Source organism: Burkholderia seminalis DSM 23518 (genome assembly GCF_902832885.1).
GTDB lineage: Bacteria > Pseudomonadota > Gammaproteobacteria > Burkholderiales > Burkholderiaceae > Burkholderia > Burkholderia seminalis.
In genome coordinates, this window is the sequence record NZ_CADFDK010000002.1 from 307,746 (window position 1) to 333,905 (window position 26,160).

General features: G+C 66.8%; 27 protein-coding genes and 1 riboswitch. Of the genes, 20 read left to right on the plus strand and 7 right to left on the minus strand.

Annotated features, from left to right (window positions below):
• Window positions 1-66: 66 nt before the first annotated feature.
• Window positions 67-1,143 carry a C45 family autoproteolytic acyltransferase/hydrolase gene (locus HWX00_RS07810; RefSeq protein WP_175027063.1) on the plus strand — a complete coding sequence of 359 codons (1,077 nt, stop codon included), beginning with the start codon at window positions 67-69 and terminating at the stop codon, window positions 1,141-1,143.
• A gap of 58 nt (window positions 1,144-1,201) precedes the next feature.
• On the opposite strand, the gene HWX00_RS07815 is transcribed toward HWX00_RS07810, so the two are convergent.
• Window positions 1,202-2,581 (minus strand): MFS transporter, encoded by a 1,380-nt coding sequence (locus HWX00_RS07815; RefSeq protein ID WP_175027064.1) that lies wholly within the window; start codon window positions 2,579-2,581, stop codon window positions 1,202-1,204.
• Between the two features lie 517 nt (window positions 2,582-3,098).
• Here HWX00_RS07815 and HWX00_RS07820 point away from each other — a divergent pair.
• The 3 genes from HWX00_RS07820 to HWX00_RS07830 all read left to right on the plus strand — a co-directional run bounded on the left by HWX00_RS07820 (window position 3,099) and on the right by HWX00_RS07830 (window position 5,875).
• On the plus strand, window positions 3,099-3,386 hold the full coding sequence (locus HWX00_RS07820; RefSeq protein ID WP_226193678.1) for a DUF4231 domain-containing protein: 288 nt from the start codon (window positions 3,099-3,101) through the stop codon (window positions 3,384-3,386).
• Window positions 3,387-3,454: 68 nt separating this feature from the next.
• The gene (locus HWX00_RS07825) at window positions 3,455-4,006 is read left to right on the plus strand and encodes a hypothetical protein (protein ID WP_175027065.1); all 552 of its coding nucleotides are present in this window, start codon (window positions 3,455-3,457) and stop codon (window positions 4,004-4,006) included.
• Between the two features lie 177 nt (window positions 4,007-4,183).
• Window positions 4,184-5,875, plus strand: a complete 1,692-nt coding sequence (locus HWX00_RS07830; RefSeq protein WP_226193708.1) for a ShlB/FhaC/HecB family hemolysin secretion/activation protein — start codon at window positions 4,184-4,186, stop codon at window positions 5,873-5,875.
• 255 nt (window positions 5,876-6,130) lie between these two features.
• Here the strand turns inward: HWX00_RS07830 and HWX00_RS07835 are convergent, their stop codons facing one another.
• From HWX00_RS07835 to HWX00_RS07845, 3 genes are read right to left on the minus strand one after another with little or no spacing between them, the layout of a single operon-like run.
• Window positions 6,131-6,994, minus strand: a complete 864-nt coding sequence (locus tag HWX00_RS07835) for an XAC2610-related protein (protein ID WP_175027066.1) — start codon at window positions 6,992-6,994, stop codon at window positions 6,131-6,133.
• A gap of 45 nt (window positions 6,995-7,039) precedes the next feature.
• Window positions 7,040-7,408, minus strand: a complete 369-nt coding sequence (locus HWX00_RS07840) for a hypothetical protein (RefSeq protein ID WP_034188610.1) — start codon at window positions 7,406-7,408, stop codon at window positions 7,040-7,042.
• A gap of 23 nt (window positions 7,409-7,431) precedes the next feature.
• Window positions 7,432-7,812, minus strand: a complete 381-nt coding sequence (locus tag HWX00_RS07845) for a winged helix-turn-helix transcriptional regulator (protein WP_175027067.1) — start codon at window positions 7,810-7,812, stop codon at window positions 7,432-7,434.
• 136 nt (window positions 7,813-7,948) lie between these two features.
• Here HWX00_RS07845 and gstA point away from each other — a divergent pair, with 136 nt between their 5' ends.
• The 6 genes from gstA (at window position 7,949) to HWX00_RS07875 (ending at window position 15,527) form a co-directional block, all read left to right on the plus strand.
• Complete coding sequence (gene gstA / locus HWX00_RS07850) at window positions 7,949-8,581, plus strand: glutathione transferase GstA (protein WP_175027068.1); 633 nt, start codon at window positions 7,949-7,951, stop codon at window positions 8,579-8,581.
• Window positions 8,582-8,653: 72 nt separating this feature from the next.
• Window positions 8,654-9,040, plus strand: coding sequence for a hypothetical protein (locus HWX00_RS07855; RefSeq protein WP_175027069.1), 387 nt, complete (start codon window positions 8,654-8,656; stop codon window positions 9,038-9,040).
• Window positions 9,041-9,131: 91 nt separating this feature from the next.
• On the plus strand, window positions 9,132-10,424 hold the full coding sequence (locus HWX00_RS07860; RefSeq protein WP_175027070.1) for a TolC family protein: 1,293 nt from the start codon (window positions 9,132-9,134) through the stop codon (window positions 10,422-10,424).
• Window positions 10,425-10,435: 11 nt separating this feature from the next.
• Complete coding sequence (locus HWX00_RS07865) at window positions 10,436-11,959, plus strand: efflux RND transporter periplasmic adaptor subunit (RefSeq protein ID WP_175027071.1); 1,524 nt, start codon at window positions 10,436-10,438, stop codon at window positions 11,957-11,959.
• Window positions 11,956-15,162 (plus strand): efflux RND transporter permease subunit, encoded by a 3,207-nt coding sequence (locus HWX00_RS07870; protein WP_175027072.1) that lies wholly within the window; start codon window positions 11,956-11,958, stop codon window positions 15,160-15,162. The genes HWX00_RS07865 and HWX00_RS07870 overlap by 4 nt, the downstream gene beginning before the upstream one ends.
• Entirely contained in the window at window positions 15,159-15,527 is a 369-nt protein-coding gene (locus tag HWX00_RS07875) for a copper-binding protein (RefSeq protein WP_034188490.1), read from the plus strand. Before HWX00_RS07870 ends, HWX00_RS07875 begins: the two co-directional genes overlap by 4 nt.
• Before the next feature lie 100 nt (window positions 15,528-15,627).
• On the opposite strand, the gene HWX00_RS07880 is transcribed toward HWX00_RS07875, so the two are convergent.
• Window positions 15,628-16,638 (minus strand): sodium:calcium antiporter, encoded by a 1,011-nt coding sequence (locus tag HWX00_RS07880; RefSeq protein ID WP_049035875.1) that lies wholly within the window; start codon window positions 16,636-16,638, stop codon window positions 15,628-15,630.
• Between the two features lie 102 nt (window positions 16,639-16,740).
• A riboswitch (yybP-ykoY riboswitch) is annotated at window positions 16,741-16,875 on the minus strand.
• A 116-nt stretch (window positions 16,876-16,991) separates the two neighbouring features.
• Between HWX00_RS07880 and HWX00_RS07885 the strand changes: the two genes are divergently transcribed.
• From HWX00_RS07885 to HWX00_RS07895, 3 genes are read left to right on the plus strand one after another with little or no spacing between them, the layout of a single operon-like run.
• On the plus strand, window positions 16,992-17,267 hold the full coding sequence (locus HWX00_RS07885; protein WP_034188488.1) for a metal/formaldehyde-sensitive transcriptional repressor: 276 nt from the start codon (window positions 16,992-16,994) through the stop codon (window positions 17,265-17,267).
• Between the two features lie 12 nt (window positions 17,268-17,279).
• Window positions 17,280-18,269 (plus strand): CDF family Co(II)/Ni(II) efflux transporter DmeF, encoded by a 990-nt coding sequence (gene dmeF, locus HWX00_RS07890; RefSeq protein WP_175027073.1) that lies wholly within the window; start codon window positions 17,280-17,282, stop codon window positions 18,267-18,269.
• Between the two features lie 2 nt (window positions 18,270-18,271).
• Window positions 18,272-18,457, plus strand: a complete 186-nt coding sequence (locus HWX00_RS07895; protein ID WP_034188486.1) for a DUF1289 domain-containing protein — start codon at window positions 18,272-18,274, stop codon at window positions 18,455-18,457.
• A 13-nt stretch (window positions 18,458-18,470) separates the two neighbouring features.
• Here HWX00_RS07895 and HWX00_RS07900 read toward each other — a convergent pair whose 3' ends face one another.
• Complete coding sequence (locus tag HWX00_RS07900; RefSeq protein ID WP_175027074.1) at window positions 18,471-19,880, minus strand: heavy metal sensor histidine kinase; 1,410 nt, start codon at window positions 19,878-19,880, stop codon at window positions 18,471-18,473.
• The gene (locus tag HWX00_RS07905) at window positions 19,877-20,548 is read right to left on the minus strand and encodes a heavy metal response regulator transcription factor (protein ID WP_034188484.1); all 672 of its coding nucleotides are present in this window, start codon (window positions 20,546-20,548) and stop codon (window positions 19,877-19,879) included. The genes HWX00_RS07900 and HWX00_RS07905 overlap by 4 nt, the downstream gene beginning before the upstream one ends.
• Window positions 20,549-20,815: 267 nt before the next feature.
• Here HWX00_RS07905 and HWX00_RS07910 point away from each other — a divergent pair, with 267 nt between their 5' ends.
• From HWX00_RS07910 to HWX00_RS07940, 7 genes are all read left to right on the plus strand, one after another.
• Window positions 20,816-21,160 (plus strand): hypothetical protein, encoded by a 345-nt coding sequence (locus HWX00_RS07910; RefSeq protein WP_175027075.1) that lies wholly within the window; start codon window positions 20,816-20,818, stop codon window positions 21,158-21,160.
• Between the two features lie 88 nt (window positions 21,161-21,248).
• On the plus strand, window positions 21,249-21,521 hold the full coding sequence (locus HWX00_RS07915; protein ID WP_059559876.1) for a hypothetical protein: 273 nt from the start codon (window positions 21,249-21,251) through the stop codon (window positions 21,519-21,521).
• A complete protein-coding gene (locus HWX00_RS07920; RefSeq protein ID WP_175027076.1) occupies window positions 21,518-23,020 on the plus strand; it encodes a TolC family protein in 1,503 nt (500 codons plus the stop codon). Before HWX00_RS07915 ends, HWX00_RS07920 begins: the two co-directional genes overlap by 4 nt.
• Before the next feature lies 1 nt (window position 23,021).
• On the plus strand, window positions 23,022-24,317 hold the full coding sequence (locus HWX00_RS07925; protein WP_059559871.1) for a multicopper oxidase family protein: 1,296 nt from the start codon (window positions 23,022-23,024) through the stop codon (window positions 24,315-24,317).
• 68 nt (window positions 24,318-24,385) lie between these two features.
• Window positions 24,386-24,733 (plus strand): copper-binding protein, encoded by a 348-nt coding sequence (locus HWX00_RS07930; RefSeq protein ID WP_069704436.1) that lies wholly within the window; start codon window positions 24,386-24,388, stop codon window positions 24,731-24,733.
• Between the two features lie 14 nt (window positions 24,734-24,747).
• A complete protein-coding gene (gene copC, locus HWX00_RS07935) occupies window positions 24,748-25,128 on the plus strand; it encodes a copper homeostasis periplasmic binding protein CopC (RefSeq protein WP_034188608.1) in 381 nt (126 codons plus the stop codon).
• On the plus strand, window positions 25,125-26,066 hold the full coding sequence (locus HWX00_RS07940) for a CopD family protein (protein WP_175027077.1): 942 nt from the start codon (window positions 25,125-25,127) through the stop codon (window positions 26,064-26,066). The genes copC and HWX00_RS07940 overlap by 4 nt, the downstream gene beginning before the upstream one ends.
• Window positions 26,067-26,160: the final 94 nt, after the last annotated feature.

The following is a 26,160-nucleotide window of genomic DNA, read 5'->3' on the forward strand; positions in this document are numbered from 1 at the left end:
TTCGTATGGCGAAACACTTTACGGGCCGCGCCGGCCCGGGTCTCATTCGACACAGGAGGTTTGATCTTGAAGCTGCACACATTCGCGACCGACATCACCGATCCGCATGAGCGGGGCCGTCTGATCGGCGCGCGCTTCGCGCCCGCGATCCGCGATACGGTTGCGCGCTATCTCGCGTTCTTCCCGAAGCTCGGCATCGAGCCGCAGCGCGCGCGGGCGATCGGCGAAGCGAGCCTCGCCGCGCTCGACGCATGGTGCCCACGCCTGGCCGCCGAAGTCGAGGCGATCGCCGAGGGCGTCGACCTGCCGTACTGGCAGCTCGCGTGCCTGAACGCGCGCACCGAGATTCTCGCGACCGCGCCCGCGTCGGCCGAAGGCGAATGCTCGACGACCGTCTACGCGCCGGCGGGCCCGCACGCGCCGCGCACGCTGCAGACGTGGGACTGGCACGACAGCCTCGCGCCGCAGGGGCTGCTGATGCAGTTCGCGACGCCGCAGGGCCGCACGGTCAAGCTGTTCGCCGAATTCGGGATGCTCGCGAAGCTCGGCGTGAACAGCGCCGGGCTCGGGCTGCACTTCAACATCCTGCATCACGCGAGCGACGACGGCAGCGCGGGCGTGCCCGTGCATGCGATCGCGCGGCGTCTGCTCGAAGAGGCGACGACGGTGCAGGAGGCGATCGAACTCGCGCGCACCGCGCGCGTGAGCGCATCGACGGTGCTGACCGTGTTCACGCGGCGCGACGCGAACCCGCGTGCGGCGAGCATCGAACTGAGCCCGTCGGGTGTCGGTGTGGTCGTGCCGCGCCCGGACGGCTGGCTGCTGCACACGAACCACTTCCTCGATCGCGCGTTGAGCGGCGGCGAGTGCATGCCCGACAGTTCCACCACGCGCGAGCGCTTCGCGTACCTGAACGAGGTCGTGACGGGCATGACGGGCGCCGATGTGCGCGAACGCGCGGCGGCGATGTGCGGTGCGGCCGGCGACGCGGCCGTCGTGTGTTTCCACCCGGATCCGTCGATGCCCGACACCGAGCGCTGGGAAACGCTGCTGACCGTCGGCATCGATACCGATGCGTGCGCGCTCGACTATGTGGCCGGCAATCCGCACGATCTCGCGCGCGACGGGTTCACGCGGTTCTGACGCGGCACGCAGACAGCGGCAAGGCCGGGACGGCTCGTATGGGCCGCCCTCGTGACGCTCATGCGTCGATGCGCTCGACCTTGCCGACGAGCAGCCCGTACGACAGGCTGCCGGCGAGCGCCATCGCGGCGATGTAGGTGATCGCACGCGAGAAGTCGGCGCCGTCGACCAGCAACCCGATCACGATCGGCGTCGCGATCGCGGACAGGTTGCCGATCAGGTTGAAGACGCCGCCCGTGAGACCGAGGAGCCGCGCGGGCGCGAGCCCCGATACGAGCGACCACGTGATCGACGCGAAGCCGTTGCCGAAGAATGCGATCGTCATGAACGCGATGACCCAGCCCGTCGACGACACGTAGTTCGCGCCGATGATGCAGGTCGAGACCAGCAGCCCCGAGATGATCGGCAGCTTGCGCGCGAAGCCCTGCGACGCACCGCGGCGCATCAGCCAGTCCGACAGCACGCCCGAGCACAGCACGCCGACGAACGCGGCGAGGAACGGCAGCGATGCGAGGAAGCCCGACTTGATGAAATCCATCCCGCGGTATTTGACGAGGTAGGTCGGGAACCATGTCAGGAAGAACCACAGCGTCGAGTTCAGCGCGAACTGGCCGAGGTAGATGCCCCACAGCTTGCGCCGGCCGAGCACGACGCCGAGGTCGCGCCACGTCGACGGCGCGCGTTCGCTGCGTGCCGCGATGCGGTCCTCCAGATCGACGAGCCCGCCGCCGTCGCGGATCAGCGCGATCTCGGCCGAGTTGACGCCGCGAAACGCGCGCGGTTCGCGATAGACGGCATACCAGATCGCGGCCCATGCGATGCCGGCGAGGCCCGTCGCGACGAACACCATGTGCCAGCCGAGATGCACCTGCAGCCATGCGAGCACCGGCGTGAGGAACGCGAGGCCGACGAATTGCCCGGACGTGTAGCCGCCGATCGCACTTGCGCGTTCGCGGGTCGGGAACCACGTCGTGACCACACGGTTGTTGATCGGGTAGGCCGGCGCTTCCAGCGCGCCGACCGCGAGACGCAGCACGATCAGCCCGACGAACGAACCCGCGAAGCCGAGCAGCAGCGTCGCGGCCGACCACAGCGCAAGCGCGCCCGCATACAGCACGCGCGGCGACACCTTGTCGACGAGCCAGCCGCCCGGGATCTGCATCAGCGCATAGGTCCAGCCGAATGCGGAGAACACCAGGCCCGCGCGGACCGGATCGATATTCAGTTCCTTGAACAGCGCGGGTGCGGCGATCGACAGGTTGCTGCGGTCGAGATAGTTGATCACGACCGTGACGAACAGCAGTGCGAGGATCAGCAGGCGCTTGCGGCTCGGCTGCGTGGTTGCAGCTGCGCGGGACGCGGATTCGGGGGCGATGCCGCCCTGCGCGGTCGGGCGCTCAGGCGGTTTCGCGTGGGTGCGTGACGCGGATTGGGCCACGGTCGTCTCCTGTGTTCTATGCCCGGCCTGCGCCCGCGAGCGGGGCGGCCGAATCGGATGGCGTTGGGGCGAACGTTAGAGCCGTGGCGGGACGCGCGTCAACATTTGGACAGGCATCCCTATTAATGGGATGTTTGGCGTTCAGTATGTGGGAACGTGTGGCGGTAGCGCTGTATCGCGCGCCAGTCTGAAACGGGAAGCATAGGTTTGTCGCCCGTATGCTTTAGAGACTCGACCATAGATGCCCGGGTGCACGTCAATTGGACGAGTCTGAAATTTGAAATTCGTGGTTTCCACTCAACATCTTGGCAGTTTTTGACAATTGCCTTTCAGCGTTTCGGTAAGCTCGCGTCCAATAAACCAACCGTGGTGTCGAATGCAGCATCGGAGAAATATCCCCTTCTCGGCCCGGTTATCAATGGAGTGTCGAATACCATGAGCGGCAGCGATATTTAAAATAAGGTTCAAGAGATACTCAATTCTTATTGGCAAGGTGTCGTGAAATCGACAACGGGAAATGCTGGAGGGAATGGTGCGAAAAATTAAGATGATCGAGGATGGGAATTTTCCTCGATGGATGAGATTTAGTTTGATTGTGATGGGGGTGTTGGCGATGTATGTCGCAGTGAAATTCATTCCACCATCAATTTTTGGAGGGATTGTATTATTGGCTGGCTTCGGGGTGGCTTTGATCGGAGGCTTTACAAGTCGCGCCGCGATGTTGAAGATCAAGCCCTTCGATAACAGCTACAAAAAGGCGCGCAAGAGTTACGAAGCGAAGAGCGATGAACGGAACAAGTCCTGAGTCCAATACGCTCAGATATTTTTCGATTTTATAATGTAAACATTTATACTTATTAAATAAAAATCATCATGAAAATCCGATGCCTTGCCGCACTTCTCTTGCCACTCGTTAGCGCATGCTCTGTGCTTGCGCCGGATCTTGCCGACGAAAACCAGGGATTGAAAGGTCAAGCTGCGGAAAGCCTGGAGCAATTCTACGGAACCTACCGCGTGTTGAACATCAAAGGTCGAAACTGGAATGTATCGACGGTATCAGTGATTCGAGGTGACGCTGCCGGAAATAACCTTCCCCTGTTTCGTCTCTACAGGAACGACGGCAAACAGTTCGATGCAATCACGCCACGCGTGTGCGAAACCTCGGGCACCCGTAAGAAACCTGAAGGCAGCACTGGCACTTACGTGACGTGCGGCCTAACCGGAATGATGTCGAGTGAGCCGTTCGTCATCTTCGACAACTTTCCAATGGAGTATTCATCGAACAATCTCATCTTTAAGGAGAAATCGTTCGAAATCAAGCCTGGGGAGTATCGCCTGTACCTTGCTTATAAAAATGGAGGCTCAGCGGACTTCGAACTGGTTCGCGTCAACGACACGAGTTCGAACATACCAGCGGCAAAGTAACTAGGGGTGGTTGCATAGAGTCTGTAGACGTGGTCCAGACAGGTGTCTGCAGGCAAATCGGTCGAAAACGATGCGCCGATAACATGCTTGACTGAATTGCAGCCAACGATCAGATATCTAGAAAAACACACGAGAACTATTCGCCGGGGGAATTCTGCTGCGGCAGCACTGCTGCTTATCGCGACCAGTGTGTCGGCGCAGGAAGCGCCGCGCCTGATCATTCCGGGCAACGACCAGCAAACCCGACAGCAGGAAGAGGCGCGTGAACGCGAACGGGCCGTCTCTGCGCCCGGAGTGCGATCGGACGTGACGGCCAGCGCTGGGTATCCCACGCTACCGTCGGAAACGCCCTGCTTTCGGATTGAGCGTTTCACACTCGACGTACCCGATGCGCTGCCGACTTCCGTGAAAGCGCAAGGAGCATCGGCGTTGCCGATGGATCGCTTCGCATTCGCGCGTGAATGGCTCGAACACTACACCGGACAGTGCGTCGGCAAACAGGGGCTCGACTTGCTCGTCAAGGGCTTGTCGCAAGCCATTCTGGCTCGCGGTTACGTCACGACGCGCGTCCTGCTGCCCGAACAGGATCTGTCGGCCGGTACCCTCAAGTTTTCGCTGATCCCGGGCGTGATCCGTCACGTGCGCTTCGCTGACGATAAGCTCCGCGGCACCTGGAAAACCGCTTTCCCAACGCGTGACGGCGAACTGCTGAACCTGCGCGATCTCGAACAGGGCCTCGAACAGATGAAACGCGTATCGAGCCAGGACGTGTCGATGCAGATCGTCCCGGCCGACGTACCCGGAGAAAGCGACGTCGTGCTCGACGTGAAACGCGCCAAGCCGTGGACCGTCGTCGCGTCGATCGACAACTCGGGTACGCGCGCGACCGGCCGGGTACAGGGCAACCTGTCGCTCGGCATCGACAACCCGCTCGGCCTGAACGACCTCTTCAACATCGGCGTGAGCCAGGATCTCGAGTTCGGCGACAAGCGGCTTGGCTCGCACGGCTGGAACGGCTTCTACTCGATCCCGTGGGGATACTGGACCGCCACGCTGTCGGCCTACACGAGCACGTACTACCAGCAGATCGCCGGCGTGAATCAGACGTTCGTCGCGAGCGGCAATTCGAAGACGGTCGACTTTAAGCTGAACCGCGTGCTGTCGCGCAGCCAGAACGACGTGTTCGGTGCGCAGTTCCGACTGTCGCGCCGCTTCGGGCAAAGCTTCATCGAGGACACCGAGATCCCGCAGCAGCGCCGCAACAACACGTTCGTCGAGTTTGGCCTGACCGATCGCCATTACTTCGGCAACGCGCAGTTCGACGGCACACTTGCGTATCGGCAGGGTATCGGCGCGTTCGGCGCGCAGGATGACATGCTGGCGACCGACGGCGGCCCGACTTACCGCTACAAGATGGCCGTGCTCGATGCGAACCTGTCGGTGCCGTTCGCAATCGCGCAGCAGCCGCTCCGCTACGTCACGACGTTTCACGGTCAGTACACGGGCAACACGCTGTACTACATCGACGACCTGACGATCGGCAGCCGTTATACGGTGCGCGGTTTCGATGGCGAGACGATGCTGGCCGCGTCACGCGGTTTCTACTGGCGCAACGAGCTGCAGATGCCGATCGGGCAGACTGGGCAGGCCGTTTATGCCGGCCTCGACTACGGCCGTGTGTGGGGGCCGCAACCGGTCACGCTGGTCGGCGCGCAACTGGCCGGTGCGGTGATCGGCGTGAAGGGTAGCGTCGGCACGCACTTCGGCGCCTATGCGTACGACCTGTTCGCGGCTACGCCGGTCTACAAGCCGTCCGGGTTCCCTACGGCGCGAGTGACGATTGGGTTTCAGGTCACGGCACAGTTCTGATGAAGGGGCGAGATTCTTGGTCCGCTGTCTTCGGAGACGATGTCGGCGTGGACCGTGAGCTCACGGCTTTTCTGACGGCGCAGATCGCCGCGCTGTTGTCGAAGAGCCGCGAGCCGCAGCCGCGATATCGCGCTGCGGCGGCAGTCTTGTCACGAGTGCCGGATCCAGAACACGCGCGATCTATCGGGGTCCTCAAGTTGCCGTAACTGATGAGCGACGAAAGGGTTCCCGCTGGGTACAACAAATTGTTCCCTGTCAGTTTCCCGTTGCTTCTTCCGAACGGACCCAGCCCTGCACCACACCCGCGTGCGGATTGCGATACCGCACCTTCAGCCACTGAAAATCATCGCTCGCGTCGATCACCTCCACCGTGTCGCCCGCGACGACATAACGGCGCGTGGGCGCATCGATCATTGCGTCGTGCAGCGCCAGGCGCGCCGGATGTACCTTGAACGTCACGTTGCCGCCGCCATACGCCTGCGGTCGGCGCGACACACGCTTGCCGTGCTCGTCGTAGGTCAGCAGCATCGACGCCGGGCCGTTGTCGTCGTCGAGGAGCGTGCGCAGGTCGTCGGGTACCGCTTCGCTGGACTGGTACAGATACATCTTGCCGGCGGTGTCGAAACGGTACGCATCGGTGTACCAGATCGGCCCGCCGCGGCACGAACTGTACAGCGTGCGCTCCTTCGGTTTTGCATCGACGTTGATCAGCTCGTCGCAACTGCCGTGCGGCAGGTTGCCCGCCGGCATCGAAAGCGGCGCGAACTGCTGGCGCGCGGCATCGTACAGGTAGATGCCGTAGCTTTCGTTGACCATGCCGAGCAGCGCATGCACCGCGAGATCGCGGTGGCCGTCGAAGTTGTAGTCGTCGGTCGCGAGGTGATAGTGGCCCTCCTCGTCGGTGGCCGTGACGTCGAGCGTTTGCGTTTTCCCGCTCGGCAGGAAGCGGACCGTGATGCGCGCGCTGTCGGCGCGTTCGACGCGGGCCGTGACGGTGTCGTCGACCTTGAACGTGAGCAGCGGCTTGGCCGCATGCGCGGCGGGGGCGATCGATGCGCACGCGGCGAGCAGCAGCGCGGCGACGCGGGGAAGCGGGCGGAGCCGCGGGGAGTGCGTCACGAGCGGGTGCCGGAGCGAAGCGAAGGGGCGCATGCGGGCAGCCGGTCAGCGTTGCGTGCTGTCGTCGCGATAGCCGCTCTTGCCGACGAAGATCTCCTTCAGCGCGGCGCGCAGCGTGACCGGATCGTACTGGCCGGGCGCGAGATGGATCACGTAGCGCGTGTGGCCGTCGAGCCGCGCGGCGATGCCCGGTTCGATCTCGACGTCGATCGCATCGTCGGTCAGGCGCACCGACAGATCCTTGACGCGCAGGTTGACTTGGTCGCGCACCATCACTTCGATCAGCGCGTCGTCCGGAAAGCGCGACAGCGCGAAGCAGTAGTCCTGCTCCGCATCGTGACAGTAGAGGTTGGCGAAGCTTTCGTCGTCGTCGAGGTCGGACGTCGCCGCGCCGACGGTAGCGTGAAGTTCCATGAACGTCGGTTCCTGCATGAAGATTATCGGGAGGAATGCATGCGTGTTTCGATCGTGGCCGCGGTGTCGGGCGCCGCATCGGCCTGCTCGTCGCGCGCCTTCAGCCACAGCCCGAACTCGCGCATGACTTCGACCACCGGCCGCAACCGGTCGCCGTCCGCGGTGAGATCGTACTCGACGCGCACCGGCACTTCGGGATAGACGGTCCGCTTCACGAGCCCCGCATCCTCCAGCGCGCGCAGGTCGAGCGTCAGCATGCGCTGCGAGATGCCCGGCATGTCGCGGCGCAGGTCGCTGAAGCGCCGCGGCCCGTCGAGCAGATACGACACCAGCAGCAGCCGCCAGCGGCCGCCGAGCAGGCGCATCGCTTCTTCAACGGAACATCCTGTCGCACTCGTTTTCATCGTGCTGAACCCTGGTCGGTAAATTTTTTGTGACTACGGCACAAACGACTGCCGTCTTCCCAGCCGTGCGCCGATGCGAGATATTAGCGCCCGCGTCGCGGCGAATCGATACCTGGACTACCCACGAAGGATACGCATGAAGCTCTATCACGCTCCCGGCAGCTGTTCGCAGGCGATCTGCATCGTGCTGCGCGAAGGCGGCATCGACGCGGAGATCGTCAGGGTCGACGCGCGCAAGCACGTCGTCGAAGACGGCCGCAACTACTACGACGTGAACGAACTCGGCTACGTGCCGCTGCTCGAACTCGACGACGGCACGATGCTGCGCGAAGGGCCGGTGATCGCGCAGTATCTCGCGGACCAGCGCCCGGAAGCCGCGCTCGCGCCGGCCCATGGGACGCTCGCGCGTTACCGGCTGATGGAATGGCTCAACTTCCTCGGCACCGAGATCCACAAGGGCTTCATCCCGTTGCTGTATGCGGTGCAGGCGGGGAAGTACGTCGAGCCCGTCCGGCAGAAACTCGACGGCCGCTTCGCATGGATCGACCGCCAGCTCGACGGCCGGACGTTCGTGACCGGCGGCACGTTCACGGTCGCCGATGCTTACCTGTTCGCGCTGACCGGCTGGGGCAAGGCCGACTGGATGCGCTCGGTGTACAACGCGGATATCGACCTGAGCCGCCATGCGCATCTGCGCGCGTGGTACGAGCGCGTGCGCGCGCGGCCGGCCGTGCAGGCCGCGCTGGCCGCGGACGGCCTGCTGAAGTGAGCTGTGGCGGCGCGTCATTCTGCCGTAGCGACGCGCCGCCACGCAGCGACCGGCCGGGATATAATCGCCGCCATGAAACTGCTTCGGACCTTCATCCTGCTGCTGCTGTGCGCGGTGCTGCCCCTCACCGGGCTGGCAGCCAGCGGCCTGACCGGTGAATGTCCGATGCAGCACACGATGTCGACGGATCCGGATACCGGCATTAACCTGGCGATGTCCGCCGGCATGAGCGGCTGCGATTCGATGCAGCCGTCATCCGCCGATCACGCGAAGGCCAAAGCCAAGGGCGCGGCCTGCAAGGTGACGGCCGAATGCCAGTTCGGCAGCCTCTATCACCCGGTCGCTCGCGTCGACGTCAGCCGTCCCGCCGCATTCGCGAGCACGATCGTCTTCCATTACACGCAGTCCGTCCCGGCCCGCGACCCGAACGGGTTGTGGCGCCCGCCGCGCATCAACTGATCCCGATCTGACCGGTTCACCGCGCACGCGGTGAGGTTCGTCCTGTGCGCAGGACGTGGAATCCTTTTGGGTTCCGACCTGGGGTTACACCATGTCATTCGATTTCAGCACGCCGCGTACGCGGCGTGCGTGTCGGCGCGCGCCCGTACTGTGGGTCGCGCTGCTGGCGGCGGGCGCCGTTCATGCGCAGCAGTCGCCTGTCACGCTCGACGCCGCGCTGCAGTCCGCGACCGATCATTCCGCTTCGATGCAGGCCGCGCAGGCTTCCGTGCTCGCGCGTTCCGAAGCGGCCGTCAAGGCCGGCCAGTTGCCCGACCCGATGCTCAAGGCCGGTATCGACAACCTGCCAGTCAATGGCGGTCAGCGCTTCACCGTCGGCCAGGACTTCATGACGATGCGCCGCATCGGCATCGAGCAGGAGTGGGTGTCCGGCGACAAGCGGCGGCTGCGCACGGCACTTGCCAACGAGCAGGTCGGCCGTGAGCGCGCGGGCCATCTCGCGCAGCTCGCCATCGTGCGCCAGCAGACCGCGACGGCTTGGCTCGACGCCGTCTACGCGAAGCAGGCGCTCGCGCTTCAGCAGGCGCTGCTCGGCCACATGAATCACGAACTCGACGCCACGCAGGCGTCGTATCGCGGCGCGAAGGCGGGTGCCGGCGATGTCGTGCAGGCGCGCGCGATGCTCGCGCAAACGCAGGATCAGGTGCTCAAGGCGCAGCAGGCATACCGCACCGCGCTTGTCGTGCTGGCCCGCTGGACGGCCGTTTCGGTAGCCGACGTGACGGGAGCGCCGCCTGCACCCGAATCCTTCGTGTCGTCGCTGCCGCCGGACGAGCTGCGCTTGTCGCAGCCGGCGCTCGTCGCCGCGGCCGACGACATCGCGGTGGCCGAAGCCGACACGGCGGTCGCGAACAGCGAGCGCAGCCCGAACTGGACATGGGAGATCGCGTACCAGCAGCGCGGCGGCGCGTATTCGAACATGGTGTCCGTCGGCGTCTCGATCCCCCTGCCGCTCAATCGCAAGAACCGCCAGAACCGCGACGTCGCCGAGAAGGCCGCCCTCGAGACGAGGGCGCGCCTGATGTACGAGGACACGCTGCGCCAGGTGCAGGCCGATATCCGTACGCAATCCGAGGCGCTGGCGAGCGGCCGCGAACGCATCGCGAACCTGAGCGCCGCGCTGCTGCCCGCCGCCGACCAGCGCGTGCAGCTCGCGATGGCCGCGTACCGGGCCGGCACGGGGTCGCTCGCCGATACGTTCGCCGCGCGGCGGGCGCAACTCGACGCGCAGTTGCAGCTGCTCGATCTCAGGCGCGACGTGTCGCGGACCTGGGCGCAGCTCGAATATCAGGTCGTGCCGTCGGCGCTGGCCGCCGCGCAGTGAAGGAGAACACCATGAACAAACAAGCACTCGCACGCGCGGTGGTGCTGACGTTCGCCGGCGCGGCGCTCGGCGGCGCCGGCTACTTCGCGGGCGTTCGCCATGCGGCGGGCGGCGCGGCGACGGCCGCCTCATCCGCTGCCGCGCCGTCCGGCACGCAGGATCCGCAAGCGGCACGCAAGGTGCTGTACTGGCACGACCCGATGGTGCCGAACCAGCATTTCGACAAACCGGGCAAATCGCCTTTCATGGACATGCAGTTGCAGCCCGTTTATGCGGACGAAGAGGGCGCCGCACCGGGCATTCGGATCGATCCGGGCCTGCAGCAGAACCTCGGCATCCGGTATGCGACCGTGCGGCGCCAGCAGACGGACGCCGGCTTCGACGCGGTGGGCACGACGCAGTTCGACGAATCGCGCGCGGACGTCGTGCAGTCGCGCGTCACCGGCTATATCGATCGCCTGTACGCGCGTGCGCCGATGCAGCGCATCGAGCGGGGCGCGCCGGTCGCATCGCTGTTCGTGCCCGACTGGCTCGCGCCGCAGGAGGAATATCTCGCGCTGAAGCGCGGCGGGATGGACGGCAGCCTGCTCGATGCGGCGCGCGCACGGATGCGGGCGCTGTCGATTCCGGACGGGATGGTCGCGGCCCTCGAGCGCACCGGCCGTGCGCAGACGCATGTCGTGCTCACGGCGCCGGAAACGGGTGTCGTGAGCGAGCTGAACGTGCGCGACGGCGCGATGGTGGCACCCGGTCAGACGCTCGCGAAGATCGCGGGGCTGTCGACGCTGTGGCTGATCGTCGAGGTGCCGGAAGCGCTCGCGCTGACCGTGCAGCCGGGGATGTCGGTCGACGCGACGTTCGCGGGCGATGCGGCACGGCACGTCAGCGGCCGCATCCGCGAAGTGCTGCCCGGCATCAGCACGGGCAGCCGTACGCTGCAGGCGCGCGTGGAGATCGACAACGCGTCGCTGAAGCTCACACCCGGCATGCTGATGCGCGTGCGCATAGCCGCGAAGGATACGGTGTCGCGCCTGCTCGTGCCGTCCGAGGCCGTGATCGCGACCGGCAAGCGCACGATCGTCATCGTGAAGAACGGCGACGGCCGCCTTCAGCCGGTATCGGTCACGACCGGCAATGACGTCGGTGGCGACACGGAAGTGCTCGACGGGTTGCACGAAGGCGACACGGTCGTCGCGTCGGGCCAGTTCCTGATCGATTCGGAAGCCAGCCTGAAAAGCGTGCTGCCGCGGCTCGAACGCGCGTCGGAGGCAGGTACGGCCGCATCGTCCGCTGCAGCGACCTTGCCGGTCTACGAAACGACCGGCAAGGTCGAGAAGGTGACGGCCGACGACATCACGTTCTCGCATCAACCGGTGCCGGCGCTCGGCTGGGGCGCGATGACGATGGCGTTCGGCAAGCCGTCGGCCCGGGCGTTTCCCGACGTGAAGCCGGGTCAGACCGCGCGGTTCGCGTTCATGCAGACCGACGACGGCTACCGGCTAACGAAGGTCGAGCCGCAGGGAGGCGAACGATGATCGCGCGCGTCATTCTCTGGTCCGTCCGGAATCGCTTCCTGGTGCTGTTGGCCACCGTGCTGATCGCCGCTTGGGGTGTTCATTCGCTGCGGCAGACGCCGCTCGATGCGTTGCCCGACCTGTCGGACACGCAGGTGATCGTGAAGGCGTCGTATCCGGGCAAGGCGCCGCAGGTCGTCGAGGATCAGGTCACCTATCCGCTGACGACGACGCTGCTCGGCGTGCCGGGCGCGACGACCGTGCGCGCGTACTCGTCGTTCGGCGATGCGTTCGTCTACGTGCTGTTCGACGACCGCACCGATCCCTACTGGGCGCGCTCGCGCGTGCTCGAATACCTGAGCCAGGTGCAAAGCCGCCTGCCGGCCGGCGCGACCGTGTCGCTCGGGCCGGATGCGACCGGCGTCGGCTGGGTGTACGAGTACGCGCTCGTCGATCGCACCGGCCGTCACGATCTCGGGCAACTGCGCGCGCTCAACGACTGGTTCCTGAAGTTCGAGCTGAAGGCCGTGCCGGACGTCTCGGAAGTCGCGAGCATCGGCGGCATGGTGCGCCAGTACCAGGTCGTCCTCGATCCCGACAAGTTGCGTGCCTACGGCATCACGCAGGCGGCGGTCGCGGATGCGCTCGGCAAGGCCAACCAGGCATCCGGCGGCTCGGTCGTCGAGCTGGCCGAGTCGGAGTACATGGTGCGTTCGTCCGGCTACCTGCGCACGCTCGACGACTTCCGCCGCGTCGTGCTGCGTACCGACGACGCGGGCACGCCGGTGCTGCTCGGCGACGTCGCGCACATCCAGGTCGGCCCGGCGATGCGGCGCGGGATCGCCGAGTTGAACGGGCAGGGCGAAGTGGCGGGCGGCGTCGTCGTGATGCGCTCGGGCAAGAACGCCCTGACGACGATCGACGCGGTGAAGGCGAAGCTCGCCGGCCTGAAGCGTTCGCTGCCGCCCGGCGTCGACATCGTCACGACCTACGACCGATCGCAACTGATCGAGCGCGCGGTCGGCAACCTGAAGGACAAGCTGATCGAGGAATTCGTCATCGTCGGGATCGTCTGCGCGGTGTTCCTGTTCCATCTGCGCAGCGCGTTCGTCGCGATCCTGTCGCTGCCGCTCGGCGTACTGGCCGCGTTCATCGTGATGCGTTACCAGGGCGTGAATGCGAACCTGATGTCGCTCGGCGGGATCGCGATCGCGATCGGCGCGATGATCGACGCGGCGATCGTGATGATCGAGAACGCGCACAAGCATCTGGAAGCGTACGACCACGCGCATCCGGGTGAGCCGCCGACCGCCGCGCGCCGCTGGGAGCTGGTCGCGGCGTCGGCCGCGGAAGTCGGGCCCGCGCTGTTTTTCTCGCTGCTGATCATCACGCTGTCGTTCGTTCCCGTGTTTTCGCTGGAAGGGCAGGAGGGCAAGCTGTTCGCGCCGCTGGCGTTCACGAAGACCTACACGATCGCCGCGGCCGCCGGATTGTCGGTGACGCTGGTGCCCGTGCTGATGGGCTATCTCGTGCGCGGCCGCATTCCGCACGAGCACGCGAACCCGATCAACCGCGTGCTGATCCGCCTGTACCGGCCGCTGCTCGAGGCGACGCTGCGGCGCCCGTGGTTCGCGATCGGTATCGCGGTCGTCGCGCTCGTGCTGACGGCCGTGCCGTTGTCGCGGCTCGGCAGCGAATTCATGCCGCCGCTCGACGAAGGCGACCTGCTGTACATGCCGACCGCACTGCCGGGCATCTCGGCCGACAAGGCGGGCGAACTGTTGCAGCAGACCGACCGGCTGATCAAGACCGTGCCCGAGGTCGACACGGTGTTCGGCAAGTCGGGCCGGGCCGATTCGGCCACCGACCCCGCGCCGCTCGAGATGTTCGAGACGACGATCCGCTTCAAGCCGCGCAGCACATGGCGGTCCGGCATGACGCCGGAGAAACTCGTCGACGAACTCGACCGGACGGTGAAGGTGCCGGGCTTGTCGAACGTGTGGGTGCCGCCGATCCGCAACCGGCTCGACATGTTGTCCACAGGGATCAAGACGCCGGTCGGCGTGAAGATTTCCGGGCCGGACCTGGCAGGCATCGACGCGATCGCGACGCAGGTCGAGGCGGCCGTGAAGCGCGTGCCCGGCGTGACGTCCGCGCTCGCGGAACGGCTGAACGGCGGCCGCTACATCGACGTCGATATCGACCGGCTCGCGGCCGCGCGCTACGGATTGTCGGTGGCCGACATCCAGTCGGTCGTGTCGTCGGCGGTCGGCGGCGACGATGTCGGCGAAGTGATCGCGGGGCGCGAGCGTTTCCCGATCAACCTCCGCTATCCGCGCGAGATCCGCGATTCGCTCGAGAACCTGCGGCAACTGCCGGTCGTCACCGCGCGCGGCGCGCAGATCCGCCTCGGCGATGTCGCGCGCATCGGCATCGCCGACGGGCCGCCGATGATCCGCAGCGAGAACGCGCGGCTGTCCGGCTACGTGTACGTCGATCTGCGCGGCGTCGACCTGAGCACGGCCGTCCGCGCGATGCAGCGGGCCGTCGCGCAACGGGTCGCGTTGCCGCCCGGCTATTCGATCGCGTGGTCGGGCCAGTTCGAGTATCTCGAACGCGCGGCGGCGACGCTGCGTACCGTGGTGCCCGTCACGCTCGTCGTGATCTTCGTGCTGCTGCTCCTCACGTTCGACTCGGTGGCCGATGCGCTGCTGCTGATGTCGACGGTGCCGTTCGCGCTGGTCGGCGGCTTCTGGCTCGTGTGGGCGCTCGGTCATGCGGTGTCGGTCGCGACGTCGGTGGGCTTCATCGCGCTGGCCGGCGTGGCCGCCGAATTCGGCGTCGTGATGCTGCTGTACCTGAAAGGCGCGCTGCAGCGCCGGCTCGACGGCGGCGAACCGCTGACCGATGCGCTGCTGCTCGACGCGATCCGCGAGGGCGCGGTGCTGCGTGTGCGGCCGAAGGCGATGACGGTTGCCGTCGTGCTCGCCGGTCTCGTGCCGATCATGGTCGGCCATGGCGCCGGCTCCGAAGTCATGCAGCGCATCGCCGCGCCGATGGTCGGCGGCATGGTCACGGCGCCGCTGCTGTCGATGTTCGTCATTCCCGCCGCGTGGCTCCTGCTTCAGCGCCGTCGTGCGTACGGCGCGGGCCGGGCGCGGCATTCCGATGCAGTTCCTTCCGGCACGAACGTGCCACCCATCCCAACCGGAGAATCACGATGAAGATGAATCAATTGATCGCCGCCGCAACCGCCGTTGTCGCGCTCGGCGCTGCCGCCATACCGGCGTTTGCCGCCGGCGAGATGTCGGGCATGGACATGTCCGGCATGAAGATGGCGCCGGACGGCGCGGCCGATTCGCATGCCGCGCTGACCGACGCCGAGGTGAAGAAGGTCGATGCCGCGAGCGGCAGGATCACGCTAAAGCACGGCGCCCTCGACAACGTCGGGATGCCGGCGATGACGATGGCGTTCAAGGCGAAGGATGCGGCGATGCTCGCGCACGCGCAGGCGGGCGACAAGGTCAAGGTGCGGATCGAGAAGGTCGACGGCACGCTGACGATCGTCAAGCTCGTCAAGGGTTCCTGACCGTCGTCGGCAGGTGCGGCGGTCGCCCGCATCTGCGCAGTGAAGCGCGCCGCGCCGACGTGTCCGTCGGCCGGCGCGCCCGGTCCGCGCATCGGCGCATTCAGCGCGTCAGCGTCAGGACCAGATACCCCGCATACCCCGCACCGTTCGCGAGCAATGCCCAGATCGCGAGCCCGCGCGTCCGCGCGTTGACGCGCAGCCACGCGGCCGCCGCGAGCGTGATGATCACGCCGGTCAGCACTTCGGGGCGCGGCTCCCACGGCGTCAGCATGATGCCGATCGCCGGCAGCAGCGTGCCCTGGAACACCATCGCGCCGGTAATGTTGCCGAACGCGAGCGTGTCCTTCCTGCGGCGGATCCACAGCACGCTGTTGACCTTCTCCGGCAGCTCCGTCGCGATCGGCACGATGATCAGCGACAGCAGCAGCGCCGAGATGCCGAGCGCATGCGACACGCCTTCCACGCCGTGAATGAAGCCCTTCGCCCCGCCGACCAGCAGCGCGACGCCGATCAGCAGTTGCAGCGCGATCGTCGCGAGGTTGGTCGGCAGGCCCGCGCGCGACAGGAACATCGCATGCGGCGCTTCGGTGCCGTGCCCGGCATCGACGAGCCGGGTCGACGCGCGGAACGTCATCACGACGTACATCACGTAGAGGCCGACGAGCATCGCGGCGAGCAGCGCGCGCACGGCCCAGTTGTGATGCGGGACGAACATCGCGGCGGTCGCCAGCGAGAACGCGGCGAGGAAGTAGTTCATGTCGCGCACGAAGCCCGTGCGTTCCGGCGCGATCGTGCCGCGCAACCCGCGCGAGCGGATCACGGCGAGCGTCATCAGGAACGTGGTGAGCGTCGCGAGCATCAGCGGCGCGCCGAGGATCGCGCCGACGCCGATTTCCTCGTTCACGGCCTGGTTCGCCGTGCCGCCGGCCAGCGCGAGCAGCGGCACCATCGTTTCGGGCAGCGCCGTGCCGACGGCCGCGAACAGCGAACCGGTCACGCCTTCGGAAATCTTCAGGCGTTCGCCGAGATGTTCGAGCGCATTGGTGAAGACTTCGGCCGCGACGAGGATGACGATCAGCATGAACGCCAGTTCGAGGAACATGAACGTCATGCGGCACCTCCGCGGGCAACGGGGGCGTATGGGGAGAGAGCGGGGAGGAACATGGGGACTCCGTGGTCGGACGCTGACGAACCATGGCGCATCCGCCGCCGTCCGACCAGGAACGACGCGACGCGCCCATGGTCTCGCCAAGCCGATCAGGCCGAACGCGCCACGGCCGCAGGCCGAGTGTGTTGACGCGTTCGCTTTCCGGGGACGGAAAGCAGGCTACTCCCCAAAGACGAAGGGCAGTCTAGCCGAGCGGGTTGCTTTCGACAAGCCTTCATCTCGAAAAAATGTCTCCCTCCACCCTATGGGGAAACCGTCGTGGAGATATACTCCCCTACCCTATACAGGAGCCATCGATGAGTCATACCGTTCGCGACAAACAGAAGCTGCTGAACCGCGTGCGCCGTATCAAGGGTCAGGTCGAGGCGATCGAGCGCGCGCTCGAGGACGAGCGCGGCTGCAACGATGTGCTGCAGCAGATCACGAGCTGCCGCGGCGCGATGAACGGCCTGCTGGCCGTCGTGCTGGAAGACCACATCCGGTCGCATCTCGTCGACGCGGACACGCCGGACGCGCATGAAGGCAGCGCGACCGAGCAGCTCATCGACGTCGTCCACAGTTATTTCAAGTAACCGGATCGGAACATGAGCAAACTCGAGGGGAGTGCCGCCGACGGCTGGCACAGCCATGCGTTTCTCGGCGCCGCGCACGCGCGGAACGAGCGGAAGACCTGGATGGTCATCGGCCTGTGCACGGCGATGATGATCGCCGAAATCGTCGGCGGCACGCTGTTCGGCTCGCTGGCCCTGGTCGCCGACGGGCTGCACATGTCGACGCATGCGGGCGCGATGCTGATCGCGGCGCTGGCCTACACCTACGCACGCAGGCATGCGGACGATCCGCGCTTCGTGTTCGGCACCGGCAAGCTCGGCGATCTGGCCGGGTTCACGAGCGCGATCGTGCTCGCGATGATCGCGCTGCTGATCGGCTACGAGGCGATCGCGCGCCTTCTGTCTCCGGTGCCCATCCATTTCGGCGAAGCGATTCCGATCGCGGTGCTCGGGCTCGCGGTGAATCTCGCCAGCGTGTGGCTGCTGAGCGGCGATCATCATCACGGGCATGGTCATGCGCATGTCCACGATCACGACCATGACGACGCGCATCACGCGCATCACGACCACGGCTCGCTCGCGGCGGCGCATCGCGACCACAACATCCGGTCCGCCTACGTTCACGTGATCGCCGACGCGGCCGTGTCGGTGCTGGCCATCGTCGGCCTGCTGCTCGCGCGGGCGTTCGGCTGGGTCTGGATGGATCCGCTCGCGGGGATCGTCGGCGCGCTGGTGATCGCCAACTGGGCCTACGGGCTGATGCGCGACACGGGCGGCATCCTGCTCGACGTCAACGTCGATCGCAAGCTGACGGACAACGTCCGCCGCGCGATCGAGGCGCTTGGCGACAAGGTCAACGATCTCCATGTGTGGCGCGTGGGCCCGGGGCACATGAGCGCGATCGTGTCGGTCGAAACCGGCGATGCCGCGCGCGATGCGCGTTTCTACCATGCGCTCGTCGCGCGCTTCGACGGCGTGTCCCACGTGACCGTCGAAGTGACGACGCGTGCGAAGGCGGCCTGATCGTGGCCGTGAAATCGCCGTGTATCGACCTGTGCGCGTTCGACGGCCGGACGGGCTTTTGTGCCGGCTGCCTGCGCACGCGCGACGAGGCACGCGACTGGAAGAAGATGACCGATCACCGCCGGCACCAGATACTGAATGACCGGTCGCGCCGCGAGGCGAAGCTGCGGCGCGGAACGGACGCGTGAGCGGGCGGGCGGATTACCCGTCCGTGCCGCGCGGAAAATAAAGCGCGAACGTCGTGCGCCCGTCACGGCTCGCGACCTCCACCTTGCCGCGATGCAATTCCATGATCGACTTCACGATCGCGAGCCCGAGCCCCGCGTTGCGCGCCGCGCCGTGCCGCGACGAATCGATGCGGTAGAAGCGCTCGAAGATCCGTTCGACCTGTTCGGGCGGAATCGCGGCGCCGCGATTCGTGACCTCGACGACCGCATCATTCCCTTGCACCGAAACGGCCAGTTCGATCGCCGACGCGGCTTGCGCGTGTTCGAGCGCATTCGATGCGAGGTTGCTCACCGCGCGCCGGAACAGCGTCGCGTCCGCGACGACCGGCGCTTCGCCGCGCACGTCGATGCGCACGCCGGCTTCGTCGGCCAGCGCCTGGAAATACGACGCGAGCCGGCGCAACTCGCTGCCGGCGTCCAGCTCGGCGGTTTTCAGGTGCTGACGCGCATTGTCGGTGCGCGCGAGAAACAGCATGTTCTCGATCATCCGCTGCAGCCGTTCGCATTCCTCGATGTTCGAATCGATCAGCGTTTCGTATTCCTCGGTCGTGCGGGCACGCGACAGCGTGACCTGCGACGAGCTGATCACGTTCGCGAGCGGCGTGCGCATGTCGTGCGCGAGATCGGACGAGAACTGCGACAGCCGCACGAACGCGCGTTCGAGGCGGTCGAGCATCCGGTTGACCGACGTCGCGAGTTCGCGCAGCTCGACGGGGCCGCCGCGCGCGTCGAGGCGCGCGTTCAGGTTGTGCGCCTCGATGCGCGACGTCTGCCGGCCGAGGCTCTCGACCGGGCGCAGGCCGCGCGATGCGACCGCGTAGCCGAGTGCGCCGACCAGCAGCGCGCCGACGGCCGCCGCGAGCCAGATGTCGACGCGATAGCTTTCGAGCAGCGACTGGCGATCGGTCGCCGTGCGTGCGAGCGCGACCCGGATCGCTTCGCCGGACGGCAGCGATGCACGCGCATACACGCAGCGGGACGTGCCGATGCCGGATGGCGAGCAGGAGAACGGCCCGGCGGCGCCACCGGCTGGATGCGGTGCCGTGATTACCGACGCCAGCGTGTTGCCGGCCGCGTCGGAGTGCTCGACGAGCGGGCGGTCCTGCGCATCGTAGATGCCGAGATAGACCCCGGGGTGCGACAGCAGCACTTCATGGAACACGGCCGGATCGGCGCGCAGCGCGGCTGTCGATCCGCTCGCGTGCGCGAGCTGCAGGAACTGGTTGAGCTTGCCGGAGATCTCGATGTCGTCGCGCCGCGTGAGTTCGGCGGACAGCGAGCGGTACAGGTATGCGCCGGTCAGCGCGAATACGAGCGCGGCGACGACGGCGAACGCGAGCGTCAGGCGCCGCAGCAGCGAATACGAAGCCGGGCTCGCGCTCACGAGCGATCCTCGAGCACGTAACCCATGCCACGGATCGTGTGGATCAGCTTCTTCTCATATGCGTTGTCGATCTTCGCGCGCAGCCGCTTGATTGCCGCATCGACGACGTTCGTGTCGCTGTCGAAATTCATGTCCCAGATCTGCGACGTGATGAACGTACGGGTCAGCACTTCGCCTTCGCGTTCGGCGAGCAGCTGCAACAGCGCGAATTCCTGCGCGGTCAGGTCGATGCGGGTGTCGGCGCGCCGCACGCGGCGCTTGAGCAGGTCGATCTCGAGATCGGCAACGAGCAGGATGTCGCGCGCGTTGCGCGGCGCGCGGCGCAGCAGCGAGCGGATGCGCGCGAGGAATTCGGCGTACGCGAACGGCTTGAGCAGGTAGTCGTCGGCGCCGAGTTCGAGCCCGGCCACCTTGTCCTCGATCGCGTCGCGGGCCGTGAGCAGCAGCACGGGCGTCTGCTTCTGCGCACGCAGCCGCCTGAGCACCTCGAAGCCGTCCAGCGCCGGCAGCATCACGTCGAGCACGACGAGGTCGAAATCCTCGTGCAGCGCGAGGAACAGCCCGTCCTGGCCGTTTTCCGCGATGTCGACCGTGTAGCTCGCCTCCATCAGCCCCTTGCGGAGGTACGACGCCATCTTGGGTTCGTCTTCGACTATCAGTATCCGCATGGTGGGGCAGGCTGTCCGTATTTCCAGCCGGTCAGTGTAACGCCTGAGCTTAAGGTGCCGCGCGTGCGCGAACGATGACCGCCGGATGACGGGATTGTCATGCATCGCCCAGGCGCCGCGTCACCTGCGTTTCATGAAAATCCGGTCATGTTTCGGCCATGTCGTCGTCACCGCGGCGGCGATAACCTGCAGCCGTCTTGTCCCCGGAGCGCGCCGTCGCGGCGCCGCGCCGGCCCAACCGGTCGTTGCCTGCCCGATTCCGCATCCATGTCGTACTGGCGCAAATTCCTCGTCGTCGTGCTGCTGGCGCTGAGCCTGCCGATCCTGTCGTTCGCGGCTGTGTCGATGCAGTGCGCGGGCGCTGCCGTCATGCCGGCGGAGGCGGCCCCGCACGCGCAGGAGGGCCATCACGATCATGACGGTCACGCGCGGCATGCGTCGTCGTGTTCCGCGTGCGTGTCGTGCTGCTTCGGCACGGGCATGTCGGGTGCCGGGGCGGTGCCCGCCGTCACGAGCGTCGGCGTCGCGATCGCCGCGCCTCCCCCATCGGCCGGCGGCGTGTCGTTCCTGACCGGCGGCATCGACCGGCCGCCTCGCGCGATACCCGTCTAGTCCCCGCCCGTGGCCGACAGGCCGCGACCTGCAATTCACGCTGGCGGCCGCACCCGGTCCGCCGGACGACTCACGACGAGATATTTTCATGCGACTGATCACTGCGGCGCTGTTGAGCGCGGCGGCCTTCATGCCGTCGCTCGCGCCTGCGCAAACCCCGTTGCCCGATCCGGCGGACGCCGCCGCGTCGGTGCCGGACGTCACCGTGACGTCCGCGTTCGACGGCTACCGGCCGTATCGCGACGACGAAGGCCCCGGCTGGAAACAACTGAACCGGGACGTGACGGAGCGGCCCGCGAAGCCCGGCAATGCGGCGCGCAACGGCGGCGCGCATGCGACGCACGGAGGGGCCGCGCGATGACGAACCTGGCGATATCGCCGAGGATCGGTGCGGCCGCGGTCGCGCTGGCGTTCCTTGCGGGCTGTACGACGTTTTCGAAGGATGGCGGTTTCGACGCCGTGTCGTCCGCCGCATCGGAACGCATCGGGAAAGACGCGGTGGTCGTCAGGACCGATGCCGACCGCGAGGCCGTCGACAGGCGGACGCAGGAACTGCTGGCCAGGCCGCTGTCGATGGACGATGCGGTGCAGGTCGCGCTGCTGAACAACCGCGGCCTGCAGGCGTCGTACGCCGAACTCGGACTGTCGGAGGCCGACCTCGTGCAGGCCGGCCGGTTGCCGAACCCGCGCTTCGCATTCAGCCGCACGCGCGCCGGCGACGGCGAACTGACGCTCGGTCGCACGTTGTCGGCGAACGTGTTCGCACTGCTGACGATGCCGCTCGCGACGAACATCGAACGCCGCCGCTTCGAGCAGACCAGGCTCGAAACGGCCGATGCGATGCTGAAGGTGGCGGCCGACGCGCGCCGCGCCTACGTGGAAGCCGTCGCCGCCGGGCAGGCCGCGAACTATGCGCAGCAGGTGCGCGACGCCGCGAGCGCGGCCGCCGAACTCGCGCAACGCATGCGGCAGGCCGGCAACTTCAGCCGCCTCGATTACGCGCGCGAACAGGCGTTCCAGGCGGACGCGGTCGCGCTGCACGCGAAGGCGCGCCAGCAGGCGCTGGCCGCACGCGAGAAGCTCACGCGCGCGATGGGGCTGTGGGGTGAGCGCACGCGGTACGCGCTGCCCGAGCGCTTGCCCGACCTGCCGAAAGCGCGCCCGAACCTGCCCGATCTCGAACGCTTCGCGATGAGCAACCGCTTCGACATCCAGGCCGCGAAGCTGCAGACGCAGGGCGTCGCGTCGTCGCTCGGCCTGAGCAAGGCGACACGCTTCGTCAACGCGGTCGATCTCGGCTACGTGAACAACTACGAAACCGGCAAGGGCCACGAGCACGGCTACGAGATCAGCGTCGAGATTCCGCTGTTCGACTGGGGCGGCGCGAAGGTCGCGCGCGCCGAGGCCCTCTACATGCAGTCGGCGAACCGGCTCGCGAAAACGGCGATCGACGCGCGCTCCGAAGTGCGCGAATCGTACGCGGCGTACGTGACGAGCTACGACGTCGCGACCCACTATCGCGACGAAGTCGTGCCGCTGCGCAAGACGATCTCCGACGAACTGCTGCTGCGCTACAACGGGATGCTCGCGAGCGTGTTCGAGCTGCTGGCCGACGCGCGCGAGCAGGTCGGCGCGGTCAACGGCTACATCGATGCGCTGAAGGACTACTGGCTCGCCGAAACCGATCTGCAGATGGCCGTCGGCGGTCGCTTGCCGTCGTCAGGCGCTGCGCCGCGCGCGGCGAATGCCGCCGAACCGGCACCCGAAACCACGCCCAGGGCCGACGCTGCCGCGCAGCCGGTCTCCACTCCCGCGGCGCCACCGGCGCCCGCGACGCAAACGCATCCGGAAGGTCGTTGACATGGTGTCCCGTCGACAATTTCTCAGCGGCTCGGGCGCCGCGCTGCTCGGTGCGGCGATGGTCAGCAAGGCCGGCGCCGCGTCGCTGCCCGAAGCGCCCACGATGGCGAAGACCGGCACGCAGCCGCCGCTCGTGCCGCCGAACGGCCGCCCGTACACACCCGTCGCGACGCTGAACGGCTGGTCGCTGCCGTGGCGGATGAAGAACGGCTGGAAGGAGTTCCACCTGACGGCCGAGCCCGTCGTGCGCGAGATGGCGCCCGGCATGAACGCGAACCTGTGGGGCTACAACGGCCAGTCGCCGGGCCCGACGATCGAGGCCGTCGAAGGCGACAAGGTGCGCATCTTCGTGACCAACCGGCTGCCCGAGCATACGACGATCCACTGGCACGGGCTACGGCTGCCGAACGGGATGGACGGCGTCGGCGGCCTCACGCAGCCGCACATCCCGCCCGGCAAGACCTTCGTCTACGAGTTCCAGCTCGAAGCGCACGGCACCTTCATGTATCACCCGCACGCCGACGAGATGGTGCAGATGGCGATGGGGATGATGGGCATGTTCATCGTGCACCCGAAGGATCGCGGCACGATGCCGGTCGATCGGGATTTCGTGTTCCTGCTCGCCGCGTACGACATCGACCCGGGCAGCTACACGCCGCGCGTGAACGAGATGACCGACTTCAACATGTGGACTTTCAATTCCCGCGTGTTCCCGGGCATCGATCCGTTGCCGGTGCGCGCCGGCGACCGCGTGCGGATTCGTTTCGGCAACCTGACGATGACGAACCATCCGATCCACCTGCACGGTTACAGCTTCGAAGTGGCCGGCACCGACGGCGGCTGGATTCCACCGGCCGCGCGCTGGCCCGAAGTGACGGCCGACGTCGCGGTGGGGCAGATGCGCGCGATCGAGTTCACCGCCGATCGTCCGGGCGACTGGGCGTTCCACTGCCACAAGTCGCACCACACGATGAATGCGATGGGCCACCAGGTGCCGAACCTGATCGGCGTGCCGCAGAAGGATCTCGCGCAGCGTATCGGCAAGCTCGTGCCCGACTACATGGCGATGGGCAGCACGGGCGGCGCGATGGGCGGGATGGAAATGCCGTTGCCCGACAACACGCTGCCGATGATGACGGGCACGGGCCCGTTCGGGCCGCTGGAGATGGGCGGCATGTTCACGGTCTGCAAGGTGCGGCAGGGGCTCGGCCGCACCGACTATCGCGATCCGGGCTGGTTCCGGCATCCGAAGGGCACCGTCGCCTACGCATACACCGGCGAATTGCCGGACGGTTGAGCAGCAGCATGCGGCGGCCGTGCGTATGCGGCCGCCGGTTTCCATTCACTCACACGGGAGTCGACACGATGAAGAAGGGACTGGTTTTGATGGCAACGGGTTGCGCGCTGGCGTTTTCCGCCGCGTCGTACGCGGCCGGCGACATGGCCGGCATGGACATGAGCGGCGGCGCGAAGCAGGGCGCCGACGCGGCGCAGCGCATGTCGCACGGCGAAGTTCGCAAGGTCGATGCGGCCGCGGGCAAGCTGACGATCAAGCACGGCCCGCTCGAGAACCTCGGGATGGAGGCGATGACGATGGTGTTCAAGGTGAAGGACCCGGCGATGCTGTCCCAGGTCAAGGCCGGCGACAAGATCGACTTCGTCGCCGAAGAGGTGGGCGGCGCGCTGACCGTCGTTGAACTGAAGAAGCCGTGACGCGGAGCGCGAACATGACGATCACGATGCTCAAGCGGCTGGCCGGCTTTGCCGCGGCTGGCGCGATCCTCGCGGCCGCGCCTGTCGCGGCCTCGGCGCACGGCAAGCTGGAAAGCGCCGCACCGGCGACGGGCAGCACGGTCGACGTGGCGCCCGACACCGTGCGGCTCGCGTTCAACGAAGACCTCGAACCGGCATTCAGCTCGGTGAAGGTGTCGGACGCGAACGGCAATGCCGTCACGCAGGACAAGGCGAAGGTCGATGCGTCGAACCCGCGCGTGATGACGGTCGCGATGCCGAGGCTCGCGCCCGGCGCATACACGGTGCAATGGGTGGCGATGACCGCCGACGCGCATCGCACGAAGGGCACCTATACGTTCCGGGTGAAAGGATGAACGACGGTATCGTCGGCCTGCTGCGGCTCGTGGCGGTAGCGATCCAGAATGCGGGGTTCGCCGTCGTCGTCGGTGCGCTGCTCGGCGGCCGCTGGCTCGCGCTTGGCGCGTCGGCATGGCAGCACGGGATCGGGCGACGGCTCGTCGCGACGCTGCGGATCGCGTCCGCCGTGTCGCTGCTCGCGAGCGTCACCGCGTTCTGGGCGCACTGCGCGTTGATGAGCGAAGTGCCGTTGTTCGAGGCGGGGCCGGCCGTCCGCGCGATGCTCGCGGGCACGGGCTTCGGTCATGCATGGCTGGCCGGCGCCGTGTTCATGCTCGTCGTCGTGCTGCTGGCGTTCGTCAGGCGCGCGAACGACACGCGTTTTCCGTTCGCGATGTGGGCCGCGCTTGCCTGCGTCGCGCTTGCGCGCAGCAACGGCGGGCATCCGGTGGACGCAGGCCTGTTCAGCGTGCCCGTGTGGATCGACTGGCTGCATCTGCTGGCGATCAGCGCGTGGGTCGGGCTCGTGCTCGTGACGGCATTCGGCGTGATGCCGCGACTCGCCGGCATGCCCGCGAGTGAACGCGCGACGGGCGCATCGTTCGTGCAGTCGCTGTCCGATGCGTCGACGTATGCGCTGGTCGTGCTGTTCGCGACCGGCGCGTACAACGGCGGGCGCGGCGTCGATACGCCGGCCAACCTGCTCGTGTCGACGTACGGGCAGATCCTGCTGCTGAAGCTTTCGCTCGTGTTGATCGCAGCGGCGCTCGGCGGCCATAACCGCTTCTTCGGGATGCCGAAGCTGTTGGCCGCGCTGCGGGACCCGGCTGCCGCGATGCCGGCCGTCTCGTTGAAACGGTTTGGCGCCGTGTTGCGGATCGAGGCGGTCGTGCTCGGCGGCGTGCTGATGGTGGCGGCCGTGCTCGTATCGAGCGCGTTGCCGGGAACGGCCTAGCGCGGCGATGCGGCGGCGACGGCGCGGGGCAATCGTCCGGAGCACGGAGGCGTTCCTGCCAGCCGATTGCCCCGCATTTCCGGGCCCGAACATG